17 protein-coding genes are annotated in these 20,497 nt (G+C 38.1%); 10 read left to right on the top strand and 7 right to left on the bottom strand.

Features of this window, described 5'->3' with window-relative positions; genetic code table 11:
• Positions 1-23: 23 nt before the first annotated feature.
• Complete coding sequence (locus ACJZU6_RS07350; RefSeq protein WP_107275713.1) at positions 24-692, bottom strand: hypothetical protein; 669 nt, start codon at positions 690-692, stop codon at positions 24-26.
• A gap of 300 nt (positions 693-992) precedes the next feature.
• Here ACJZU6_RS07350 and glpA point away from each other — a divergent pair, with 300 nt between their 5' ends.
• The 4 genes from glpA (at position 993) to ACJZU6_RS07330 (ending at position 5,757) form a co-directional block, all read left to right on the top strand.
• A complete protein-coding gene (glpA, locus tag ACJZU6_RS07345) occupies positions 993-2,651 on the top strand; it encodes an anaerobic glycerol-3-phosphate dehydrogenase subunit A (RefSeq protein ID WP_408900893.1) in 1,659 nt (552 codons plus the stop codon).
• Positions 2,651-3,994, top strand: a complete 1,344-nt coding sequence (glpB, locus tag ACJZU6_RS07340) for a glycerol-3-phosphate dehydrogenase subunit GlpB (protein ID WP_408900892.1) — start codon at positions 2,651-2,653, stop codon at positions 3,992-3,994. Before glpA ends, glpB begins: the two co-directional genes overlap by 1 nt.
• On the top strand, positions 3,994-5,202 hold the full coding sequence (glpC, locus tag ACJZU6_RS07335; RefSeq protein ID WP_080159161.1) for an anaerobic glycerol-3-phosphate dehydrogenase subunit GlpC: 1,209 nt from the start codon (positions 3,994-3,996) through the stop codon (positions 5,200-5,202). Before glpB ends, glpC begins: the two co-directional genes overlap by 1 nt.
• A gap of 138 nt (positions 5,203-5,340) precedes the next feature.
• A complete protein-coding gene (locus ACJZU6_RS07330; protein ID WP_080159160.1) occupies positions 5,341-5,757 on the top strand; it encodes a hypothetical protein in 417 nt (138 codons plus the stop codon).
• Positions 5,758-5,763: 6 nt separating this feature from the next.
• Here the strand turns inward: ACJZU6_RS07330 and ACJZU6_RS07325 are convergent, their stop codons facing one another.
• On the bottom strand, positions 5,764-6,966 hold the full coding sequence (locus ACJZU6_RS07325) for an MFS transporter (protein WP_408900891.1): 1,203 nt from the start codon (positions 6,964-6,966) through the stop codon (positions 5,764-5,766).
• A gap of 160 nt (positions 6,967-7,126) precedes the next feature.
• Here ACJZU6_RS07325 and ACJZU6_RS07320 point away from each other — a divergent pair, with 160 nt between their 5' ends.
• Together ACJZU6_RS07320 and dcuC are read left to right on the top strand one after the other, a co-directional pair.
• On the top strand, positions 7,127-8,002 hold the full coding sequence (locus ACJZU6_RS07320) for a LysR family transcriptional regulator (protein WP_408900890.1): 876 nt from the start codon (positions 7,127-7,129) through the stop codon (positions 8,000-8,002).
• A gap of 252 nt (positions 8,003-8,254) precedes the next feature.
• Positions 8,255-9,622, top strand: coding sequence for an anaerobic C4-dicarboxylate transporter DcuC (gene dcuC / locus ACJZU6_RS07315; RefSeq protein WP_408900889.1), 1,368 nt, complete (start codon positions 8,255-8,257; stop codon positions 9,620-9,622).
• Positions 9,623-9,767: 145 nt separating this feature from the next.
• Here dcuC and ACJZU6_RS07310 read toward each other — a convergent pair whose 3' ends face one another.
• The 3 genes from ACJZU6_RS07310 to ACJZU6_RS07300 all read right to left on the bottom strand — a co-directional run bounded on the left by ACJZU6_RS07310 (position 9,768) and on the right by ACJZU6_RS07300 (position 13,133).
• The gene (locus ACJZU6_RS07310; protein WP_408900888.1) at positions 9,768-11,948 is read right to left on the bottom strand and encodes an FUSC family protein; all 2,181 of its coding nucleotides are present in this window, start codon (positions 11,946-11,948) and stop codon (positions 9,768-9,770) included.
• Entirely contained in the window at positions 11,945-12,850 is a 906-nt protein-coding gene (locus ACJZU6_RS07305; RefSeq protein WP_080159155.1) for an HlyD family secretion protein, read from the bottom strand. The genes ACJZU6_RS07310 and ACJZU6_RS07305 overlap by 4 nt, the downstream gene beginning before the upstream one ends.
• A 67-nt stretch (positions 12,851-12,917) precedes the next feature.
• The gene (locus tag ACJZU6_RS07300; protein WP_080159154.1) at positions 12,918-13,133 is read right to left on the bottom strand and encodes a DUF1656 domain-containing protein; all 216 of its coding nucleotides are present in this window, start codon (positions 13,131-13,133) and stop codon (positions 12,918-12,920) included.
• A 172-nt stretch (positions 13,134-13,305) separates the two neighbouring features.
• Between ACJZU6_RS07300 and ACJZU6_RS07295 the strand changes: the two genes are divergently transcribed.
• On the top strand, positions 13,306-14,208 hold the full coding sequence (locus ACJZU6_RS07295) for a LysR family transcriptional regulator (RefSeq protein ID WP_408900887.1): 903 nt from the start codon (positions 13,306-13,308) through the stop codon (positions 14,206-14,208).
• A gap of 92 nt (positions 14,209-14,300) precedes the next feature.
• Here ACJZU6_RS07295 and ACJZU6_RS07290 read toward each other — a convergent pair whose 3' ends face one another.
• Entirely contained in the window at positions 14,301-15,071 is a 771-nt protein-coding gene (locus tag ACJZU6_RS07290) for a ribonuclease H family protein (RefSeq protein ID WP_408900929.1), read from the bottom strand.
• 216 nt (positions 15,072-15,287) lie between these two features.
• On the opposite strand from ACJZU6_RS07290, the gene ACJZU6_RS07285 reads away from it, so the two are divergent.
• From ACJZU6_RS07285 to ACJZU6_RS07275, 3 genes are all read left to right on the top strand, one after another.
• Positions 15,288-16,529 (top strand): mechanosensitive ion channel family protein, encoded by a 1,242-nt coding sequence (locus ACJZU6_RS07285; RefSeq protein WP_080159152.1) that lies wholly within the window; start codon positions 15,288-15,290, stop codon positions 16,527-16,529.
• 225 nt (positions 16,530-16,754) lie between these two features.
• Positions 16,755-19,133 carry a YgiQ family radical SAM protein gene (locus tag ACJZU6_RS07280; RefSeq protein WP_408900886.1) on the top strand — a complete coding sequence of 793 codons (2,379 nt, stop codon included), beginning with the start codon at positions 16,755-16,757 and terminating at the stop codon, positions 19,131-19,133.
• 191 nt (positions 19,134-19,324) lie between these two features.
• Entirely contained in the window at positions 19,325-20,344 is a 1,020-nt protein-coding gene (locus ACJZU6_RS07275; RefSeq protein WP_408900885.1) for a phospholipase A, read from the top strand.
• Here ACJZU6_RS07275 and ACJZU6_RS07270 read toward each other — a convergent pair.
• Complete coding sequence (locus ACJZU6_RS07270; RefSeq protein ID WP_162841613.1) at positions 20,341-20,496, bottom strand: hypothetical protein; 156 nt, start codon at positions 20,494-20,496, stop codon at positions 20,341-20,343. The two genes, ACJZU6_RS07275 and ACJZU6_RS07270, sit on opposite strands and share 4 nt — an antisense overlap.
• Position 20,497: the final 1 nt, after the last annotated feature.

Raw genomic sequence — 20,497 nt, 5'->3', positions numbered from 1 at the left:
ATAACACTGATAAATATTTAGTATTAAAATAACGTTAATTGCATTACCGCAGAAAATGTAAGTAGCGCAGCCGCCACTAATAACTGCCATTTATTGATCGTTTTATGTAATAAAATATGTCCTGACCACACCAGCATTGCTACAACTAAACACAATAATGCAACAACAATTTCAACAGTATAAGGGGCTGTTGCTGCCTCACCCATGAAGATAATTTTCCAAACTAAGAGTAATACCGACACTATCGCACTGATAAAACCAACAAATGGCAATATACGGTGAAAAGCCTGTAAACGTGTACGTGAGAACGTCAATAAAACATGAGCAAGTAAACTACCATATAAAGCCATCGCCACTAAACTTAGCAATACTTCCGGCATATCCATTATAGGAAATAGAAAAATCCAACTAATAAAACCTAGTAAATTAGATCCATAAAGTACCTTTAACGGTCCTGAATCTCGCGTTTTACTGGTTTTCACTTTGACAGTAAAGAATAACAAACTCAATAAAGGCAGTACTGCCCATACTTGGCTAATGGCAGCCAATAACCAACCGATAAGCAGTACTGGCAGCATTTTATGCACTCGACCTCGTTGGCCAGGGCAAATCTCCCCTTTAGTGAGTACTAACGTAAGAATACATTGCGCACCAAGCAGTGCTGGAATTAAAAATGCGAGATAGCCGATCATAATAAGCATCAATTAAAAATAAAAGGAGCACAATTATACTCAAGTCACAGCAAGATGCGAATGAGAGCTTTCTATTAACAATTAACCTCCACGAATTGATTCGTAACTTATGCCAACCAAGACTTTATATTATCTAAACGACACTTCAACGAACAAAAAGGAACGTATAAAATGTTCGTTCGCTCATTTGTGTGCGATGGCTCACCAAACGTTATGTAATTTAGTGGCATATTAACCCTATTAAAATAGTGGGCGTTATCAACGCTAATAATATATTCAATAACGATAAGCGAAACGAACATGACGACTTGGTTAGAAACAGAGGTTGTGATCATCGGTGGTGGCGCAACAGGAACAGGAATTATGCGTGACTGCGCCCTGCGCGGTATCAAATGTATCTTGATTGAAAAAGACGATTTAGCCTCTGGTACAACCGGCCGTAATCATGGCTTACTTCATTCTGGTGCTCGCTATGCGGTTACTGATCCAGAATCAGCCAAAGAGTGCATCATTGAAAACCGTATTCTTAAAAATATTGCCCGCCATTGTGTGGAAGATACGCAGGGATTATTTATTTCCCTTCCCGATGACGATCTGCAATTTCAACAACAATTTATCAGTTCCTGTCAAAGTGCTGATATTGACGTTGAACAATTAACACCACAGCAGGCATTACGATTAGAGCCTAATTGTAATCCACTGCTTATAGGTGCAGTAAAGGTCCCCGACGGTACAATTGACCCTTTTCGCCTTGCTTCTTCCAACGCGCTTGATGCGATCGAACACGGTGCACAACTTTTTAATCACACTTTTGTCACCGCGCTTATTCAACACAATGGCGTCGTTAAAGGGGTTAAATGTTTAAATTTAAAAACCAATACCCACTTTGAAATTAGAGCTCAACAAGTTATCAATGCCGCCGGGATCTGGGGACAACAAATCTGTGAGTATGGCGATCTTAATATCACTATGTTCCCAGCCAAAGGATCATTATTGATCTTAGATTATCGAATTAACAACTTAGTGATCAACCGTTGCCGTAAACCTTCTGATGCCGATATTTTAGTTCCTGGTGATACCATCTCATTAATTGGTACAACATCTGAACGTATTGATTATAAAGATATTGATGATTTGCATGTCACTAGCAGAGAAATTGATATTCTCTTAAAAGAAGGTGCCAAACTAGCACCTATAATGGCTAATACTCGAGTATTACGAGCTTATGCTGGCGTACGTCCATTAGTTGCTGTAGATGGCGATACTAGTGGGCGTAATATCAGCCGCGGGATCGTGCTATTAGATCATGCTGAACGCGATAGCATGGACGGTTTTATTACTATCACGGGCGGTAAGTTAATGACTTACCGCATGATGGCTGAATGGACAACCGATCTTATCGCTAAAAAGCTGGGTAACACCACCCCTTGCACCACTCATCAACAACCATTACCCGGTTCTGAACAACCCAAAGCCATTAAGCATACCGCTAGTTTAGCTAAACCTGTTTATCAGTCAGCTTACTATCGTCATGGTGAACGTGCTGAGCAATTTTTAACTGACAGCAAAAAAAGCCAAGCCATTATTTGTGAATGTGAAATGGTGACCTGTGGTGAAGTTGAGTATGCCATCAAGCAACTGGATGTGCATAATTTAGTCGATTTACGCCGCCGTACCCGTGTTGGAATGGGGCCTTGTCAAGGTGAATTATGTTCTTACCGTGCCGCAGGTTTATTTGCTGAATATGGTAATACTGATGGCAACCACGCTAGTCATATTCTCAGTGATTTTCTTGAAGAACGCTGGAAAGGTATTAAACCTGTTTTTTGGGGTGATGCGCTGCGCGAAGGTGAATTCTCTTATTGGATCTATGAGGGTTTATTTGGTGTGAGTGATATTCCACCAGCATCTACATCTACATCTACCAACACTATCAATCCAAGCTATGAGGAAAAATAATGAAATTTGATAATATAATTATTGGTGGTGGTGTTGCTGGCTTAACCTGCGCTATTCGTTGTGCTCAAGCTGGACTCAAAACAGCCGTTATTGCAGCTGGTCAAAGTGCACTGCATTTTTCTTCAGGCTCAATTGATGTCTTAAGCCGTTTACCTAACGGCACAACAACACATTACCCTTTTGATGAATTTGATACTTTATCTCATCAATCACCACTGCATCCTTACAGTAAGTTAGGACTTGATGTTACTCGTCAAGCAATTGATTGGTATCAACAAACAATGACAAGTATTGGTATTAAACTGCACCATCAAGCAGATGATTGTAACCATTTACGCATTACACCAATGGGGACATTTAAAGCAACGTGGTTATCACAAGCAACGGTGCACCCTTTTCCGATGTTTGAACCCGCTAAATCATTACGTAAATTAGCATTAGTTACAATTGATGGTTTCCGTGATTTTCAACCCCAATTAGCAGCCGATAATTTACGTCTACTGCCCCACTTTGCTAACGTGGACATTACCACTGCCGCTATTGCATTGCCTGAAGCGGAATTAATGCAACGTAATCCGTGTGAATATCGTTCAATTGATATTTCTCGTGTTTTAGCTGATGACAATAAACTACAACGTTTTGCCTTAGCCATGAAGAATACTATTGGTGAAGCTGATTTAGTCGTTCTTCCTGCCGTGTTTGGTAATGGGACTGGTCTTAAAGTTATTAGCAAACTGGAACAATTAACAGGTTACACATTATGTGAAATTCCAACGATGCCGCCATCATTACTGGGTATACGTTTGGAAGATGCAATGAAAGGTTATTATAAATCATTAGGTGGACTTATTCTGGCGGGTGATGAAGTCACTCATGGCGAATTTGAAAATAACCAACTCCAACGTATTTTTACGCGTCATCATGGTGATATGCCGTTAATTGCTAATCATTATTTATTAGCCAGTGGTAGCTTCTTTAGTCGAGGTTTACATGCTGAACGTCATCATATTGAAGAAGCTATTTTTGGATTAGACACTGCGACATTAGCATCAACGAACCACCAGCACTGGTATCAACCACAATTTTTCAGTGATCAACCACATCAATTTCTAGGAATGGGTGTTGAAACGAATCAACAATTACAACCAAGCCTTAATGGCAATGTGATTACTAACCTTTATTGTGCTGGTGCTATTTTAGCCCATTACAACCCTGTTTTTGAAGGTAGTGGCAGTGGTGTTGCTATCAGCACAGGGTTTCATGCTGCACAATCAATGATCGCGTTACACGACAAACATACATCCACAGCAATTTTTCCATCATTAGCAGAGGGCAATATCTAATGCTCAAGCAAGATACCAGTTTTGACCAATGCATTAAATGCACCGTATGTACCGTTTATTGCCCTGTTGCTAAAGCAAACCCTAATTACCCCGGCCCTAAACAATGTGGTCCAGATGGTGAACGATTACGGATTAAAAGTGCTGAGTTTTATGATGATATGCTTAAGCTTTGCACTAACTGTAAACGCTGTGAAACCGCTTGCCCTTCAGGAGTAAAGATCGGTGACATGATTGCCGTTGCACGTAGTAAACACGCTAAACATGACCTCAATATTAAAACAATTCGAGATTTCGTGTTAAGTCATACTGATTTAATGGGTTCTGTGGCAACCCCTTTTGCGCCTATTGTTAATGCGATTACAGGCATGAAACCCGTTAAAAAGATCATGCATAAAACCATCGGCGTTCATGATCATAAAACATTACCTAAATATTCTCATGGCACATTCCGCCAATGGTATAAAAAGCACTGTTCGAATCAAACCCACTATCCACAACAAGTACATTACTTTCACGGTTGTTATGTCAATTATAATAATCCACTGTTAGGCCAAGATTTTGTAAAAGTCATGAATGCAATGAATATTGGGGTACAGTTATTGGATAAAGAAAAATGCTGCGGCGTACCATTAATTGCCAATGGCTTCTTTGATAAAGCAAAGAAAAATGCATTACTTAACACGCAAAGTTTTGAAGCGGTTATTGAAAAATATAATTCAACCATTGTTTCAACCTCTTCAACCTGTGCCTTTACTTTACGTGAAGAATATCCGCATGTATTAAAAATTGATAATGCAAAAGTTGCCGATCGAATTGAATATGTCACCCGTTTTTTACTCAAAGCATTTATGAACGGCAAGACTCCTAAACTAAAACCCGTTAATAAAAAAGTGGTTTATCACACACCTTGTCACCTCGAACGTACTGGCGGTAGTTTATATACCATTGAACTACTTAAAATGATTCCAGGGCTAGAGCTTGAAGTTTTAGACAGTCAATGCTGTGGCCTAGCGGGTACTTATGGTTTTAAAACTGAAAACTACGATACTTCAATGAGAATTGGTGAAGATTTATTCCAAAAAATACGCAGTGCTAACGCTGATTATGCGATAACTGATTGTGAAACCTGCAAATGGCAAATTGAAGAAAATGCAAATTTAACCACGATCCACCCAATCAGTTTACTCGCAATGGCACTCGCTGATTAAACATCACTTTACCAATCTTCTATTTTTGATAATACTCATCATATACGCAGTATTTCCCCCCGATTAAATACTGCGTTCTTTTAACTCGTGCAATAGCTAACACGAGATCGGTTCATCAAAGATATAAGAAGTCATATTATGTTATACATCAAACAATTAGGTTTGCTCTTTGTCACCCTCATTTTAAGTAGTTGCTCATTTATGGCCATTGCTGCAGATAGCCATGAAACGATCCACTTTAAAACAGGGGCCACCAGCGGTGAATATGTCGCAACAACAGCGGGCTATGATGTCAATAACTATGTTTTTTATGCCCAAAAAGGCCAGCATTTAAACGTTACTCTTGATACTAAAAGCACAAAATTATGGGTCGTGCTCTTAGACGAAAAACTTGAGAGACTTGCCGATTTAACTCCATTTTCAGCAGATCTAAATGATAAAGGTGATTATGTATTACCTTATAGCGGTAAATACAGTGTTCGTATTGGTCAATACCGTGCCTTTGCTCGTCGAGGCGAAAGCAGCCATTATAAATTGATTATCAGTATTGATTGATCGTTATTAATTCGGCTGCAATTCTAAAACAGACTGCTGTTTCGCTTTAATTAATAGTCCACAACAAACAAACATCAGCATATATAACAAAGAGCCACCAATCACAACGGACTCCCAACCACCATGTAGCCAACAATATATCAAGAAGAAACCGCCTAAACTGCCACCAATGTAATAGTGGACTAAATACAACGCAGTGGCGGTTGCCTTTGCAACTTTAGCATGCTGACTTACCCAAGCATAAGCTAATGAATGAGTAAAAAATGCGCCAGAGCTTAACAATAATAAGCTAATAAATATTGTAATACGTGATTCAACTAACCCTAGCCACATTCCAACTAAACTTAAAACACCCCCTAAAATCATGCCTGATAATGGGCTATATTTACTCGCCCAACGCCCACTCAAACGCGATGTTATGGTACCAGTGAGGTAACAAAGGAAGATTAATGACGCCCAACTTAAAGGTAAATTAAACGGTGCAGCAACCAATCTAAATCCTGTCACTGAATAAAGGTTAACAAATAAAGCAAAATTAACCCCACCAATCAACATTGCTAACCATAATATCGGTTGTTTAATATGCGCAACCACTTGATAAGCATGAATACTAATACGGTGGTGATGGTGAATAAAATGTTGTTGCGGCGGCAATAATTTAATCACAATAAGCGCCCCAATTAAGCTCATTGCAGCCATACCCAATACAGCCCAATGCCAACCTAACTGTTCCCCAATAATACCGCCATATAGTCGCCCCGCTATTCCACCTAATGAATTAGCACTAATGTAGGCACCTACTGCTAACATTAAAGCTTTGGGGCTAAATTCTTCCGCCATATAAGCAACAGCAACGGCAACATAGCCTGCAACAGATATGCCCATAACAGCCCTAGCGATGGTGAGTGCAAACAAATCATGAGTGAACATCATTGCAATTCCGACAATGGGCATCAGCAATAAACTGATCACCATAATAATGCGTCGTCCAACAATTTCTGATGCAATTGCCCACGGAATAAGACATACCGCTAACATTAATGTTGTTGCCGCCAATACCCAATTAATCTGAGTAGCAGACACTGCAAATTCCGTCGCCATTAATGGCAACAACGGCTGGAACAAATACAAATTACAAAAAACGATAAAAGAGCCTAATGCCAATGCAAAACTGGTTTTCTTATAAGCTAATGTATTTGTTTCTATCATGATTTCACCACTAAAAAAGATCCATGTTTAGTGTGCACATTATTAAGCGCACAATGTTGCATTTGATAAGACTAAACATAACGTGACAAAACGATAACAACAGCAGCATAATAAAGAAAATATATAATTAATATCACGGCAATAACTAAAGACTATAGCTATGGATATTCGTTTACTGACTTATTTTACGCAATTAGCGGCGACTAAAAACTTTACTCGTGCCGCTGAACAATTACATATTGCGCAGCCTGCTCTAAGCGTTGCTATAAAAAAATTAGAGCAACAATTAGATCTAACATTATTTTATCGAAATGAGCGTAAAGTCACACTGACTCAAGAAGGTGAAGTATTACTGGTACATGCGAAACAAATTCTACAAAAAATAGATGATGCGACACTCGCAATGAAAGAGTTGCGCGGCTTAGAAAAAGGAGAAGTAAGACTAGGTGTACCTAGCATGTTGGGATCGTATTTTTTCCCTCAAATATTAATGGGGTTTAAAAGCCACTATCCTAATTTAAAATTGACCATTGTCGAAGCGGGAACGCAATCTATTCGGCAAATGCTTATTGATGGTGAACTAGATTTAGGCGTTATTATTAATCATAACGTTCCCTCGACGTTACATATCGAACATCTTTTACGTTCACAGATGGTCGCTGTAGTCAGTGAACAACACGACTTTTCTACAAAAAAAAGCCTAAGTTTTGATGATTTTTTTGGACAAGAGTTAGTTGCATTTAAGTCAGGTTATTTCCATCGTGAAATGTTAGATCATGTCTGTGAACAACATAACTTAACGCCTAAAATTTCATTTGAAACCAACTTATTACCAATGATTTTGCAAATTGTTCGTCATGATTTTGCCATTACAGCACTGCTTGAATTAGTCACCGATCATGAACCACATCTGACCCCCATCCCTTTTTCAGATCCGATCCAATTAGACCTTGCTATGGCATGGCGTAAACAAGGTTATTTATCACTAGCCGATAAAGCTTTCATTGAATATGTAAAACAACAATGCCAACAATAAAGGAATGAATGTAAAAAACACATTTCACAAGGCTAAATTTAACAGATAAAAAACAGTTAACTGCTAGTTTTTATTTAAAAACAAAACCAAACCATTAACATTAGCAATAAAAATATGGATGAGATCATATATTGATCGGTTAACAGTCGTTCATAAGCTTTTTTTTCGCTACATTACTCACGTAATTTATGAAAAACAAACTGAAAAACGTCATAAATACACATATTTTTATTTTTAAGGAGAGGAGTTTCCATGACGGAATTGTTAATTGGGCTGGTGATCACCATTGCCGTTGGCTATTACATAGTAAAAGGATATAAAGCCGCAGGTGTACTGCTTGTTGCTGGTATTCTTTTATTAATTTTAGCAGGATTTTTAGGACACACGGTATTACCAAAAGGCATCACATCGACAGGAAATCTACTAACAGATTCGCTTGAGTATGTTAAATATATGCTCCAATACCGTAATGGTGGCCTTGGTTTACAAATTATGTTGCTATGTGGTTTCGCTACATATATGACCCATATTGGCGCTAACAATGTTGTAGTAAAACAATTTTCAAAACCTCTTTCTTTTATTAAATCACCTTATGTTTTATTAGTTGCGGCTTATATTGTTGCCTGTCTAATGTCATTAGCAGTAAGCTCGGCAACAGGTCTTGGGGTGCTATTAATGGCAACCTTATTCCCAATGATGACCGCAATGGGTATTTCTCGCCCAGCAGCCGCTGCTGTATGTGCCTCACCTGCCGCAATCATTCTTTCACCAACCTCTGGTGATGTAATTGTGGCCGCTGAAAAATCAGGCTTACCATTACATGTTTTTGCAGTAGAAACCGTATTACCAGTTTCTATCTGTGCCATTATCGTGATGTCAGTCGCGGCTTTTTTCTGGAACAAATACCTTGATAAGAAAAATAATACGCCAATGGAAAAGTTGGATATTTCTGAAATAGAAGTCAAAGCACCTGCTTATTACGCTATTTTGCCCTTCTTACCTATTGTTGGTGTTTTTCTGTTCAACGGTGAAACCATTCCAGGTCTAACTCTTGATATTTATACTATTGTAGTACTTTCTATTGTCATTGGTGCCGTGGTTGATTTCCTAACAAGTCGTTTCAATGGTAAAGAAACCCTTGAAAACCTTGAAGCTTGTTACACCGGTATGGGCGATGCTTTTAAAGGCGTTGTGATGTTATTGGTCGCGGCAGGTGTATTTGCGCAAGGCTTAATGTCAATTGGAGCAATTGATAACCTACTCGCTCTTGCTGATAAAGCAGGCGCTGGCGGCGTGGCACTGATGCTATTACTAACAGCGTTAACGGTTGCTGCTGCAATTGCAACAGGTTCAGGTAATGCACCTTTCTATGCTTTTGTTGAGTTAGCGCCACAGTTGGCGGTTAAGCTTGGTTTAAGTCCTGCATTCTTGATTATTCCAATGCTACAAGCATCAAACTTAGGTCGTACTATTTCACCGGTATCAGGTGTTATTGTTGCAACATCGGGTATGGCACAAATCAGTCCATTTGAAGTCGTTAAGCGTACTGTGGTTCCGGTGCTCTGTGGCCTCGTTACCGTTATTATCGGCACGATGATATTAGTACCTATGTACGCTTAATAATTATTACAGCGTAATTTAACGAACGAAGCCCACTGATAATATATTCTCAGTGGGCTTTTTATATGGCATCACTCACAACCGACAGCCGTTATAACAATATTTTTCTTTTCTTTTATTGCACGCATTAGTTGAACAATATCATTTACAATGCAAATTGCGTAAATTTTAATTGATATAAAGACTGTTCCATTACTTGCTTAGAGACATTATCAAGAGACGCAATAAAGAGCAAAAGAGATGTAATTAATTGATACGTTTTATCCATTTCATCTTGAGTAAACTGACCATACAACGATGGTAATTTCCCTCGATAGTCTGTTAATTTAACCTGCAATACGGTTAATTTAGAGGCGTGTATTGTTGAAATGTTTTCACAGATCATTGTAATCCCTGTGATCGCAATAAGTTCTTGAACACACTCAACAATAAATATATCAATATTTTCATTATATTGCGTTGCTTGCCATTGTTCATAGCTATCTGTAAATGAACGATAATAAAAACACGACCGATAACCCAAATTAAGTAATGTAGTTACCTGCGCTTTATCAATTTGTTCATAATTTACCCAATTAATCTTCGTGCTTGCCATTTCTGCAAGCGATACCGCTTGTACTGGTGCAGAAATACTTAATGAAAAGAATTTATTGGTATTTTTATTAACCAGTTTTTTTAATCCGAAATGTAATCGAATTCGAAATTGACTAAGCTGACGTAAAAACACATATTCAGGCTGACTTGAATAGATACCATTATAAACCCAAAAAATAACCAACAAACCGATAAATAGTAGCAGTATTGTTAACAGTGATGTTTCAACACTGTATGTTGGCACTAATTGAATCGCGCTGGTTGTCATCAACATCAAATTTTGACAACCTAATAACCGATGGAAGACTTGTTGAGGTTGGTTAAAATAAAACCAAAGTACAAAGACATTGATAAAATAAAATAACCCTAATTGCCAAATCTGACTTAAATGAGGCAGAATAAAAATATATTGCAATAATGCTAATACTGACCAAACGATCATATGCATTAATATATAGCGAGGGCTCACAAAGGGTAACGATAAAGCAACACTACCAAAAATAAGGCTTAACATAACTATCATTACTCCCCCTTGCATGGGAATAAAAAGCCACAAACCAACGCTGATCCAAAAAATCACTAATATCTTAAAAACGTTAATAAGCCGTTCTGAATCTAAAGATATATTAAACAAAGCAGATGATGCTTTCTTGGTTGTTTTTATCTTTGATGGACTTTCACTCAAAATTGCTTGAGTTAAATGTTGGTATATCGACGCTTGTAGCGTATCCATCTTCACTAAATTTTGTGCCAACATCATAAAAGCACCATGATGTAATTCTTTATGATGAAGTAATGATGGCAATGAAAACTGATCCACTGATAAAGTATTCTCTACCATATGCTGACGAATACAATTATTGGTCGCTTGTGGATTTTCAACGACATAACTTAATAATGTGATTGTATTTACATATCTATTTTTGAGCGCTGTTAATGCCACTATTAACTGCTGCTTTTGTTCTGTAGTAAAGCGTTCTTCAATAAGATTAATCGCTTCAGATAAATGCCCACCAAGTAGAACCCATTGATTTTGTTCATCTCTGATGGTTTCCCATATAGGAAATTCACTGTTTATTTGATAACTATCCGTTTTTGCAGCTTGTAGTAAATCATCAATACGGGCTAAATATTTTAAGCTATCACTCCAAGAAACATTACGGCTTAACATTTCATTAGATTGAATATCTATAATCGCTTGTTCTATCTTTTCTTGCTTAGATTTAGCATTACTTAATAATGTGTTAAGCAATACTACGCGACTAGATACAGGGCTAAAAAGACTAAAAACAAAACTAAAACAAATAACACCAAGAATAGTTTCTTGTAGTCTAAGTGCTGCAATATCAAAGGTTTGTTCTGCTGATAATTTCCCCATCACAATAATGACGCATGACACCATCAACCCGATAGTCCACGCATAGCCATTTTTAGGATTCGTCTGTTGATAGATGCACACAGCAATAATCAAAGAATAAGCCAGCAATAAAGCCAATGGATGCTGCGCAAATAAATCAACTAAAACAAAAGCAATAATAACGCCAGCAAACGTACCAATAATTCGGTGGCGACCTTTTTTTAAAGAATGACCATTGGTTTCTGTTGCAGCCATTACAATCACCGCAAAAGCAGCCCAATAAGGCTTATTCCACCCCAAAGCTAAAGCAATGACGATGGATAGCGTTAAAGCTGTAGCAACTTTTAATGGCATTACCCAGCGTCTTGTAGTCATATCATTCCCTTAACCATTTTAATTAAGCTCTGATTTTTTTGTTTTTTATGAATAACAATAGAAGCAGAAGAACCAATACGGAATTGAATACCATCAGGGATATGATCTAAATGAATTTGAACGGGAATACGTTGAGCTAAACGGATCCATTGAAATGTTGGGCTCACATTAGGCAACAAAGAAAGCCCTGTACTCCCATTTTTATGAGAAATACCGTAACCAATACTCTCAACTAAGCCTTTTAACGGTTGATCGCCATATGCCATTAACGTTACTGTTGCTTTATCACCTGAGGCAACATCTTTAATATCCGTTTCTTTAAAAAAGCCCTCAACCCAAAAACTATGCTTATCAATAAGAGCGACTACTGGCTGGTTAGCGACAACTTGAGAGCCGATATTTAAATTTAGATTAGTAATATAGCCATCAACAGGAGCGATCACTTGGGTAAAACTTAAATCTAATTTACTTTGATCATATGCTGCTTGAGCTGCTTCAACGCCCGCTTGAGCTAATGTCACTGAAATTTTCTGTTGTACTAATGTCATTTCAGAAATAGCACCAGGTTGGCGTTGTATTAATTCACGCTCTCTCGTTGCTTCATCTTGTGCTCGTTGTAATTGTGCTTTTGTTTGATCTAGATTTCCCTTCGCTTTTTCTACAGCGATTTTATAAGGTCGAGGATCAACAACAAAGAGGACTTGGCCTGCTTTTACTTCACTATTATCTTTTATATTTAAGCTAATAATTGGACCGGTAACACGCGGAGTAATTTGTACTATTTGCGCACGAACTAAGCCATCTCGTGTCCACGGATTTATAATATATTGTTGATATTTCCAGCCAATTGCAGCAAGCGCAATAATGACGAAACTACTAGTAATAAATAAACGTTTAAACATGGTTATCTCTATTATATTCAAATTACCACAGAGTATTAGAACGATCTCTTAACATAGTTTGAAATCATTATGACGGAAAAATAAACGTACTAATGAGCACGGTATAAATAACTGCAATCGATAACTCAACTAACGGCGGGTTTGATACATATCGATACCATTTAACCGTATTAAAAAGACGGACAGTTAAAGAGGTACAAATAATTGCGATAAAACCTGAAATCAGAAGAGGTGGGAAGTAAATTTCTCCGATAGCAATCTCTTTAGGTACGAGATTTAGCATGGTTGTTGTCCACTACTGTGAGTTTATATATAAGTAATAAAAATTTTATTTACAATAAAACGTGATGATAGTCATATTATTGGCTTAGATAAATATCCAAATAGGGAATACAATCACAACTGTGAGTTTCTAATAATAGAAATTATCATTGATTTTGGTTAGGAATCATTCAATGGATCGTATAACAAGTATTGAGATTTTTGTAAGAGCGGTTGAGTTAGGTTCATTTGCGGCAGTAGCAGAAGAGCGTGATATTAGTGCACAAATGGTAGGCAAGCATATTCATGGCTTAGAAACATCATTAGGTGTTAAATTACTCGCTAAATCAACACGTTTTCAAGCATTAACCACTGCTGGCGAACAATTTCACCTACGGTGTATTAATATTCTATCGGAGCTAAAAGCAGCTCAAGAAGACATCTATCTAGATCTCAATGAACCGATGGGTAAACTAAAAATATATTGCGGTGTCAATTTAGGTATTAGCCTACTCTCCCCTTTATTAGGTAAATTTATTCAACAATATCCGCAATTAGAGATTGATTTAACATTAGATAATAATCCACCAGATATTTATCGTGATGGTTATGATCTTATTTTCCATGATCGAATTGAGGGATATGAATTTTTAGTCGGCCACCAAATTTGTAGCTACGATATGGTCGCATGTGCGACACCTGAATATTTACAGCAACATGGCATACCACTAGAACCCAAAGCATTAGAGCATCACCAATGTTTAAGACACACAACGGCTTATCATGCCCATCGTTGGTGCTTTAAAAACGCAGCTGGTGATTATTTTTCACCACGTATTTCATCTCGATTTACGATCAATAGTGGACAAGCGATGCTAGCGGCGGCAATGGAAGGTACAGGAATTACAATACAGCCCTACTTTCAAGTTCAAGCTGCGTTAGATTCAGGGGAATTAGTACAAGTGTTAACAGATTATCAATTGCCAAAAATTGAGTTGTTTATGCTTTATAAGCCGTCATTACGACAAACGTCTCGACTAACGTTATTAAATGATTTTCTACAAAGAGAACTAAACAACCAATTAAATATTAAATAGTTATCTACGTTAATAAAAATAACTCAATTACAAATTATTCCGTTAACACTAAGATTAATTTATAACTGAGCAATAAATATTCCAACGCTTAATTAACCTGCACGAAGTGCAAGTAAAGCAGGTAAATCATAAGGTGGTTGATATAAACAAAAATCAATAACTTTAGTATCGACGGCTAAAATTGACATTCGATCTGCAAGCTCATTGCCTTCAATACCAACATGACCATTAACATGGTGGATCACAAGCTGTGATTTTAGTGCTTGGTAACGGACAAACATTTGTTGAATTAATGCTAAGTTTTTGATTTCCCCTCCCGCTTTTTTCCAGCCATTTTTTTGCCATGTTATCGCCCATTGAGTAATACATTGAATCGAATATTTTGAATCACAAAAAATCGCTACTGTAGACCCTTGTGTCAAAACTTGTTCGGCTAAGATCAGAGCTTGATTAAGTGCATTTAACTCAGCGGTATTATTGGTTCCCATTGGCTCATATAGGCCATACCATAACTCACTTAGTTGATTATTACGGTATAACGCCAATCCTGATCCGGCTTTACCAGGATTAGGATCACAACCACCATCAGTGAAAATTTTAATTTCAGCTGTTAATGCATGAACTTGTTCACTGGTTAATGACCCTTTACTTACGGTGGTGCGTTTTGCTGATGTTTTTTTTACTTGTGGTGATGAACCAGAAATCTGTGCAGGTTTTCCAAAAGCCGCGACTGCTTCAGCTTGGGTTGGAAATGATTTATATCGTGCCCCTGCAAATTTATCCACTTGCTGCTTACAACTTACCCAGTCACTGTAAATTCCTGGTTCACGACCGTTCCAAACAACATAATATTTTTTGGCCACCATTTTCTCCACACTCTCTTTAATATCGTACTGCTTGCTCAAGCGAACATACATACTTGGTATTCTAAGATTCTACCACTAATGTACCTTTCTGATTATGCTAAGATAAACATCACTATAAAAAAGTACTCGTATTCACCGTCGATTGTGTTCCCAAACCAATGACGATATCGAGCCATGTATATTTTTATTCACAGGTGAGTTTGGAGTTCCATTTTGAGTCATAAAATACGCTTGGACATTGCCAATGGCATGTCACAGCTTGGGATTAATGTTCAACCACAAGACAGCATTTCAACAGCCATCTTCATGGTGCTTTGTTGTGTGGTTGCCTTTTTAGCTTATGTCTTTGTTCGCTGGGGATTACTCGCGATATTACGTTCCGCTATTAAACGTTCCCAAGCGACATGGGGGCACGTTATGGTGCGGCACAAAGTCTTTGAAAAGCTATCATTAACCATCCCTGCAATGGTGCTCAATCTGGTTATACCGCTGGTCTTAGATAAACATGCGATCCTGAGTAGTTTTATTGACAGAACATTAAGTCTATGGCTTATTATTGTATTAGTAAGAAGTACTTATGCCTTCCTTGATGCCACTAATGATATGGCAGATATTAATCAAATAAGTCGAAATTTACCGGTAAAAAGCTTTGTGCAACTATCAAAACTCATTATCTTTTTTATCGGGTTTATTATTGCGATTTCAGTGCTGACTAATCGCTCACCAATTTACTTTTTAAGTGGCCTTGGTGTTGCGACAGGTTTAGTGTTATTAGTCTTCCGCGATACTATTTTAGGTTTTGTTGCAGGTATTCAGCTATCAGCCAACCAAATGGTCAAGGTCGGTGATTGGATTCAAATGGATAAATATGGTGCAAATGGCAGTATTGATGAGGTTTCTTTAACAACCGTTAAAGTAAAAAACTGGGATAATACCGTAACCAATATTCCTGCTTATGCCCTCGTACAAGATTCATTTATTAACTGGCGTCAGATGCAAGAATCTGGTGGACGTCGCATTAAGCGTTCAATTTTAATTGATATCGAAACCATTAAATTCATTGATGAGCAGCAACAGCAACAATTATCAACTATCCCTTATGTGGCGGATTTTATCGCAAAAAGAAACGCAGAAATTGTGACAGGTGATGCTCATGCACTTCAATTAACCAACATCACTGTCTTTCGAGCTTATTTAGAAGCTTACTTAAAACAAAATAATAAAATTCGCCAAGATATGACTTTTCTCGTACGCGAATTAGAGCCAAGTGCTCAAGGATTACCCGTTCAAATTTATGTTTTTGTTAATGATACACGTTGGGCTTTTTATGAAGCGGTTCAATCCGATATTTTTGATCACGTATTAGCTATTTTACCTCAATTTAATCTCGCGGTTTATCAAAGCCCTGACGGCTCAGATGTACGTAGTTTACTATCGCCGATAACATCAGCGTAATGCATCATTTATGACGTATTGAACGACTATATCCCTTAACGTCAATACGTCATTTATAACAAATAAAATCATTTTTTAACGACACCTATCACACAATAAACCGCTATAGTTAAGCGTCAGAATAGAGATTTATTAAAAACTTTGTTTAACATCAAGATTTATAATCACTAGCCAGCCTTTTTATGAGCCGCTATAATTCCCGCCTCAAAATATAGAGGTCAAAACATGCACACGAAAGTAACACCTATTGATAGCTATCCTAAGTATTGGGCTGAATGCTATGGCACAGCTCCATTCTTGCCAACATCTAGAAAAGAGATGGATGCTCTTGGCTGGGACAGCTGTGACATTATCATTGTTACTGGTGATGCCTATGTTGACCATCCTAGCTTTGGTATGGCCGTGATTGGTCGCCTACTTGAATCTCAAGGTTTTCGTGTTGGTATTATTGCCCAACCTAAATGGGACAATAAAGATGACTTTATGGCGCTGGGTAAACCCAATCTTTATTTTGGTATAACCTCTGGCAACATGGATTCAATGATCAACCGTTATACCGCTGATCGCAAACTACGTAAAGATGATGCTTACACCCCAAATAATGAAGGTGGCAAACGTCCAGATCGCGCAGTATTAGTTTATTCTCAGCGCTGTCGTGAAGCTTATAAAGAAGCGCCTATTGTTTTAGGCGGTATTGAAGCGAGCTTACGCCGTCTTGCACACTACGATTACTGGTCAGATAAAGTCCGCCGTTCAGTGCTAATGGATGCTAAAGCGGATATTTTATTATTTGGCAACGCTGAACGAGCACTGGTTGAAGTCTCACACCGTATTGCTAATGGCGAAGATATTAAGTCATTAACTGATATTGCGGGCACGGCAGTAATGATCAAAGATATTCCTGAACGTTATCAGGAAATTGATTCATCACGCATTGAAAAGCCTGGCCGTCCAATGGTAATGCAGAATCCCTATGCCACTGAAGAAACGTGTGCTTCTAATAAAGAAGAAAAAGAAAAACAATCACAAGTTATTCACGTTCGTCCATCACGCCATGATGCTGAAAATACTGTTGTCCGTTTGCCATCATATGAAAAATTAGCAAATGATCGTATTTTATACGCACACGCTAGCCGAGTAATGCATCTAGAAACTAACCCTTATTCTGGACGTGCATTAATCCAAAAACACGCTGATCGTGAATTATGGATCAACCGTGCCCCTATTCCATTGTCGACGGAAGAAATGGATTTTGTGTTTGGATTACCTTTTGCTCGCGTGCCTCATCCAAGTTACGGCAAAGCAAAAATTCCTGCTTATGACATGATCAAAACCTCGGTTAATATCATGCGCGGCTGCTTTGGTGGCTGTTCATTCTGTTCAATTACCGAACACGAAGGCCGTATTATTCAAAACCGTTCTCAAGAATCAATTCTTAATGAACTAGAAGAAATTCGCGATAAAGTCCCTGGCTTTACTGGTACTATTTCTGATCTAGGTGGCCCAACGGCGAACATGTATCGTCTTGGTTGTTCAGATCCTAAAGCTGAAGCTAACTGTCGCCGACCATCATGTATTTTCCCTAAAATCTGTGAAAAACTAAACACTGATCATAAACATTTAATTGATTTATATCGTAATGCTCGCAATGTTAAAGGCATTAAAAAGATCATGATAGCTTCAGGTGTCCGTTATGATTTAGCGGTAGAATCACCAGAATATGTACGTGAACTTGTGACTCACCATGTGGGTGGCTACCTTAAAATTGCACCAGAACATACAGAGAAAGGTACACTTGATCTGATGATGAAGCCAGGCATGGGCACCTATGATCGCTTCAAATCAATGTTTGAGCAATACAGCCAAGAAGCAGGTAAAAAACAATACCTTATTCCTTACTTTATTTCTGCGCACCCAGGCTCAACTGATGAAGATATGTTGAACCTTGCATTGTGGCTTAAACAAAATGATTACCAGTGTGATCAGGTACAAAACTTCTACCCATCACCGATGTGTAATGCCACGGCAATGTATCACTCAGAAACAAACCCGTTGAAGAAAGTGAAGTACAAAGGTCGCGAAGATTTATTTGTCGCTAAAGGTGAACGTCAACGTCGCCTTCATAAAGCACTCTTACGTTATCACGATCCACTCAACTGGCCTCTTATCCGTGATGCGTTAATTACCATGGGTAAAAAATATCTGATCGGTAATCGTCCTAACTGTTTAGTCCCAGACGCTGGCAGTGAAGCAGAAATGACACCAGCTGAACGTCGAGGTTCAGGTCGTCACGGTTCTAAACGTTTTGCAACCAAGAACCCGAATCAACCTGATATTCGCACTGATGGTAAACGCCCTCAGAGTAATCGTAATGGTAAGCCCGTTAATAATGGAAAACCACAGGCGAACAGCTCTCGTAATGGTAGTACGGCTAAAGCAGGCACTAACAGTAACCGTGGTGGCAGCAATAATAACACGACCAATACGAGTAATAATCGCAATGGTAAACCAGCTCAAGCAAGTGGCCGCCCAGCAAATCGTAATGGCAAACCTAGTGGTCAACGACCAAATGGAAAGCCAACACGTAGTCGTACAGGTGCCTAATTTACACTGAATATAAAACACTAATGATTTAATAATAAACGCCGTCTTTTTTAAGACGGCGTTTTTGTTTTACAAATTTCTAACTTAATGTTATTCCTTTGGAAGATTTATTAGGTACACTAATGGAAACAAAAAAAACACACAGAATTAGTAACGTCTTATTTTCCATTTTTTAGGGATAACCCATCATTGTGAGATGCATTTATACCGTTTGCTTTACTTCTTCATTATTCATAGCAAGTACAGCTATTGCTAGTACATCTCCAGATTATGATGCTTGCCTGCTAAATGCCGTGAAAACACAAAATGGCACACTAACATTGAGTGACATTCGCTCTCATTGCTCTGACAATATAGCTAAAGCCGCGCCTGTCACGATTACAGCCCCTTCACAATCATCACCATCTCTTATGGCTCAACGATTACAAGATGAGCGAGATACTGCTTTAAATCGTTTTGTTATTACGCCACACCGTATGAATTATTTTCTTCCTATTGTAATGACAGACAACATTAATAACGCTGCATATAAAAACAGTGAATGGGCGGGGAAAATGAAAAATGCAGAAGCCGAATTTCAAATAAGTTTTAAAACACCGTTAAGTTATGATGACTTACTTATTCATAATGATGGTTTATTTGCCGCTTTTACATTGAAATCATATTGGCAAGTGTATGCCGAAGATATTTCACGTCCATTTAGAGAAACCAACTATCGCCCTGAATTATTTTACCTCGCACCAACACCTTGGACACCTTTTGAAGCAAGCACATGGGTAACATTAGGCATCGAACACCAATCCAATGGTCGAACTCAAGGGTTATCTCGTAGTTGGAACCGTATTTACACCGATTTAATTGTTGAAAAAGGAAATTTTGTCTTCTCACTGCGTCCTTGGTGGCGTATACCTGAAAATAAAAAAGAAGATCCTTTATCGCCTAAAGGTGACGATAACCCAGATATCAGTGATTATATGGGGCACTATGAACTCAATGCTGTCTACAAATGGCAGGATTACGAATTTAGTTTTACTGGACGTCAAAACTTTGCAACTCATAAAGGTTATGGTGAATTTGGTCTAACTTTCCCTCTATGGGGTAAGTTACGAGGGTATACTAAATATTCGACGGGGTATGGTGAGAATCTAATTGATTATAATCATAAACAACAACGGTTAGGTATCGGTGTTGCATTAACGGATGTGCTCTAACGAAATAATTCAAATCCAATAAAAATGATCGCAGCAGAGCCTAATACGGCCACTAATCCCGTTACTATCTGGTTTTGCTGCGATTTAGATAGATACCGAATAACCCAATACGCGAAAGCTAGTAATCCAAAAATAACCAATAACTTGAACATT

Origin of the sequence: Photobacterium piscicola (genome assembly GCF_046058925.1) — a bacterium.
Lineage (GTDB): Bacteria > Pseudomonadota > Gammaproteobacteria > Enterobacterales > Vibrionaceae > Photobacterium > Photobacterium piscicola.
This window is presented reverse-complemented; position numbering and strand designations above follow the sequence as displayed.

Excerpts from the sequence above, each read along its gene's own strand:
- glpA (WP_408900893.1), top strand. The coding sequence starts at position 993 with ATGACGACTTGGTTAGAAACAGAGGTTGTGATCATCGGTGGTGGCGCA.
- ACJZU6_RS07325 (WP_408900891.1), bottom strand. The coding sequence starts at position 6,966 with ATGATAGAAACAAATACATTAGCTTATAAGAAAACCAGTTTTGCATTG.
- ACJZU6_RS07295 (WP_408900887.1), top strand. The coding sequence starts at position 13,306 with ATGGATCGTATAACAAGTATTGAGATTTTTGTAAGAGCGGTTGAGTTA.
- ACJZU6_RS07280 (WP_408900886.1), top strand. The coding sequence starts at position 16,755 with ATGCACACGAAAGTAACACCTATTGATAGCTATCCTAAGTATTGGGCT.
- glpB (WP_408900892.1), top strand. The coding sequence starts at position 2,651 with ATGAAATTTGATAATATAATTATTGGTGGTGGTGTTGCTGGCTTAACC.
- ACJZU6_RS07310 (WP_408900888.1), bottom strand. The coding sequence starts at position 11,948 with ATGACTACAAGACGCTGGGTAATGCCATTAAAAGTTGCTACAGCTTTA.
- ACJZU6_RS07350 (WP_107275713.1), bottom strand. The coding sequence starts at position 692 with ATGATCGGCTATCTCGCATTTTTAATTCCAGCACTGCTTGGTGCGCAA.
- ACJZU6_RS07270 (WP_162841613.1), bottom strand. The coding sequence starts at position 20,496 with ATGTTCAAGTTATTGGTTATTTTTGGATTACTAGCTTTCGCGTATTGG.
- glpC (WP_080159161.1), top strand. The coding sequence starts at position 3,994 with ATGCTCAAGCAAGATACCAGTTTTGACCAATGCATTAAATGCACCGTA.
- dcuC (WP_408900889.1), top strand. The coding sequence starts at position 8,255 with ATGACGGAATTGTTAATTGGGCTGGTGATCACCATTGCCGTTGGCTAT.
- ACJZU6_RS07330 (WP_080159160.1), top strand. The coding sequence starts at position 5,341 with ATGTTATACATCAAACAATTAGGTTTGCTCTTTGTCACCCTCATTTTA.
- ACJZU6_RS07305 (WP_080159155.1), bottom strand. The coding sequence starts at position 12,850 with ATGTTTAAACGTTTATTTATTACTAGTAGTTTCGTCATTATTGCGCTT.
- ACJZU6_RS07320 (WP_408900890.1), top strand. The coding sequence starts at position 7,127 with ATGGATATTCGTTTACTGACTTATTTTACGCAATTAGCGGCGACTAAA.
- ACJZU6_RS07300 (WP_080159154.1), bottom strand. The coding sequence starts at position 13,133 with ATGCTAAATCTCGTACCTAAAGAGATTGCTATCGGAGAAATTTACTTC.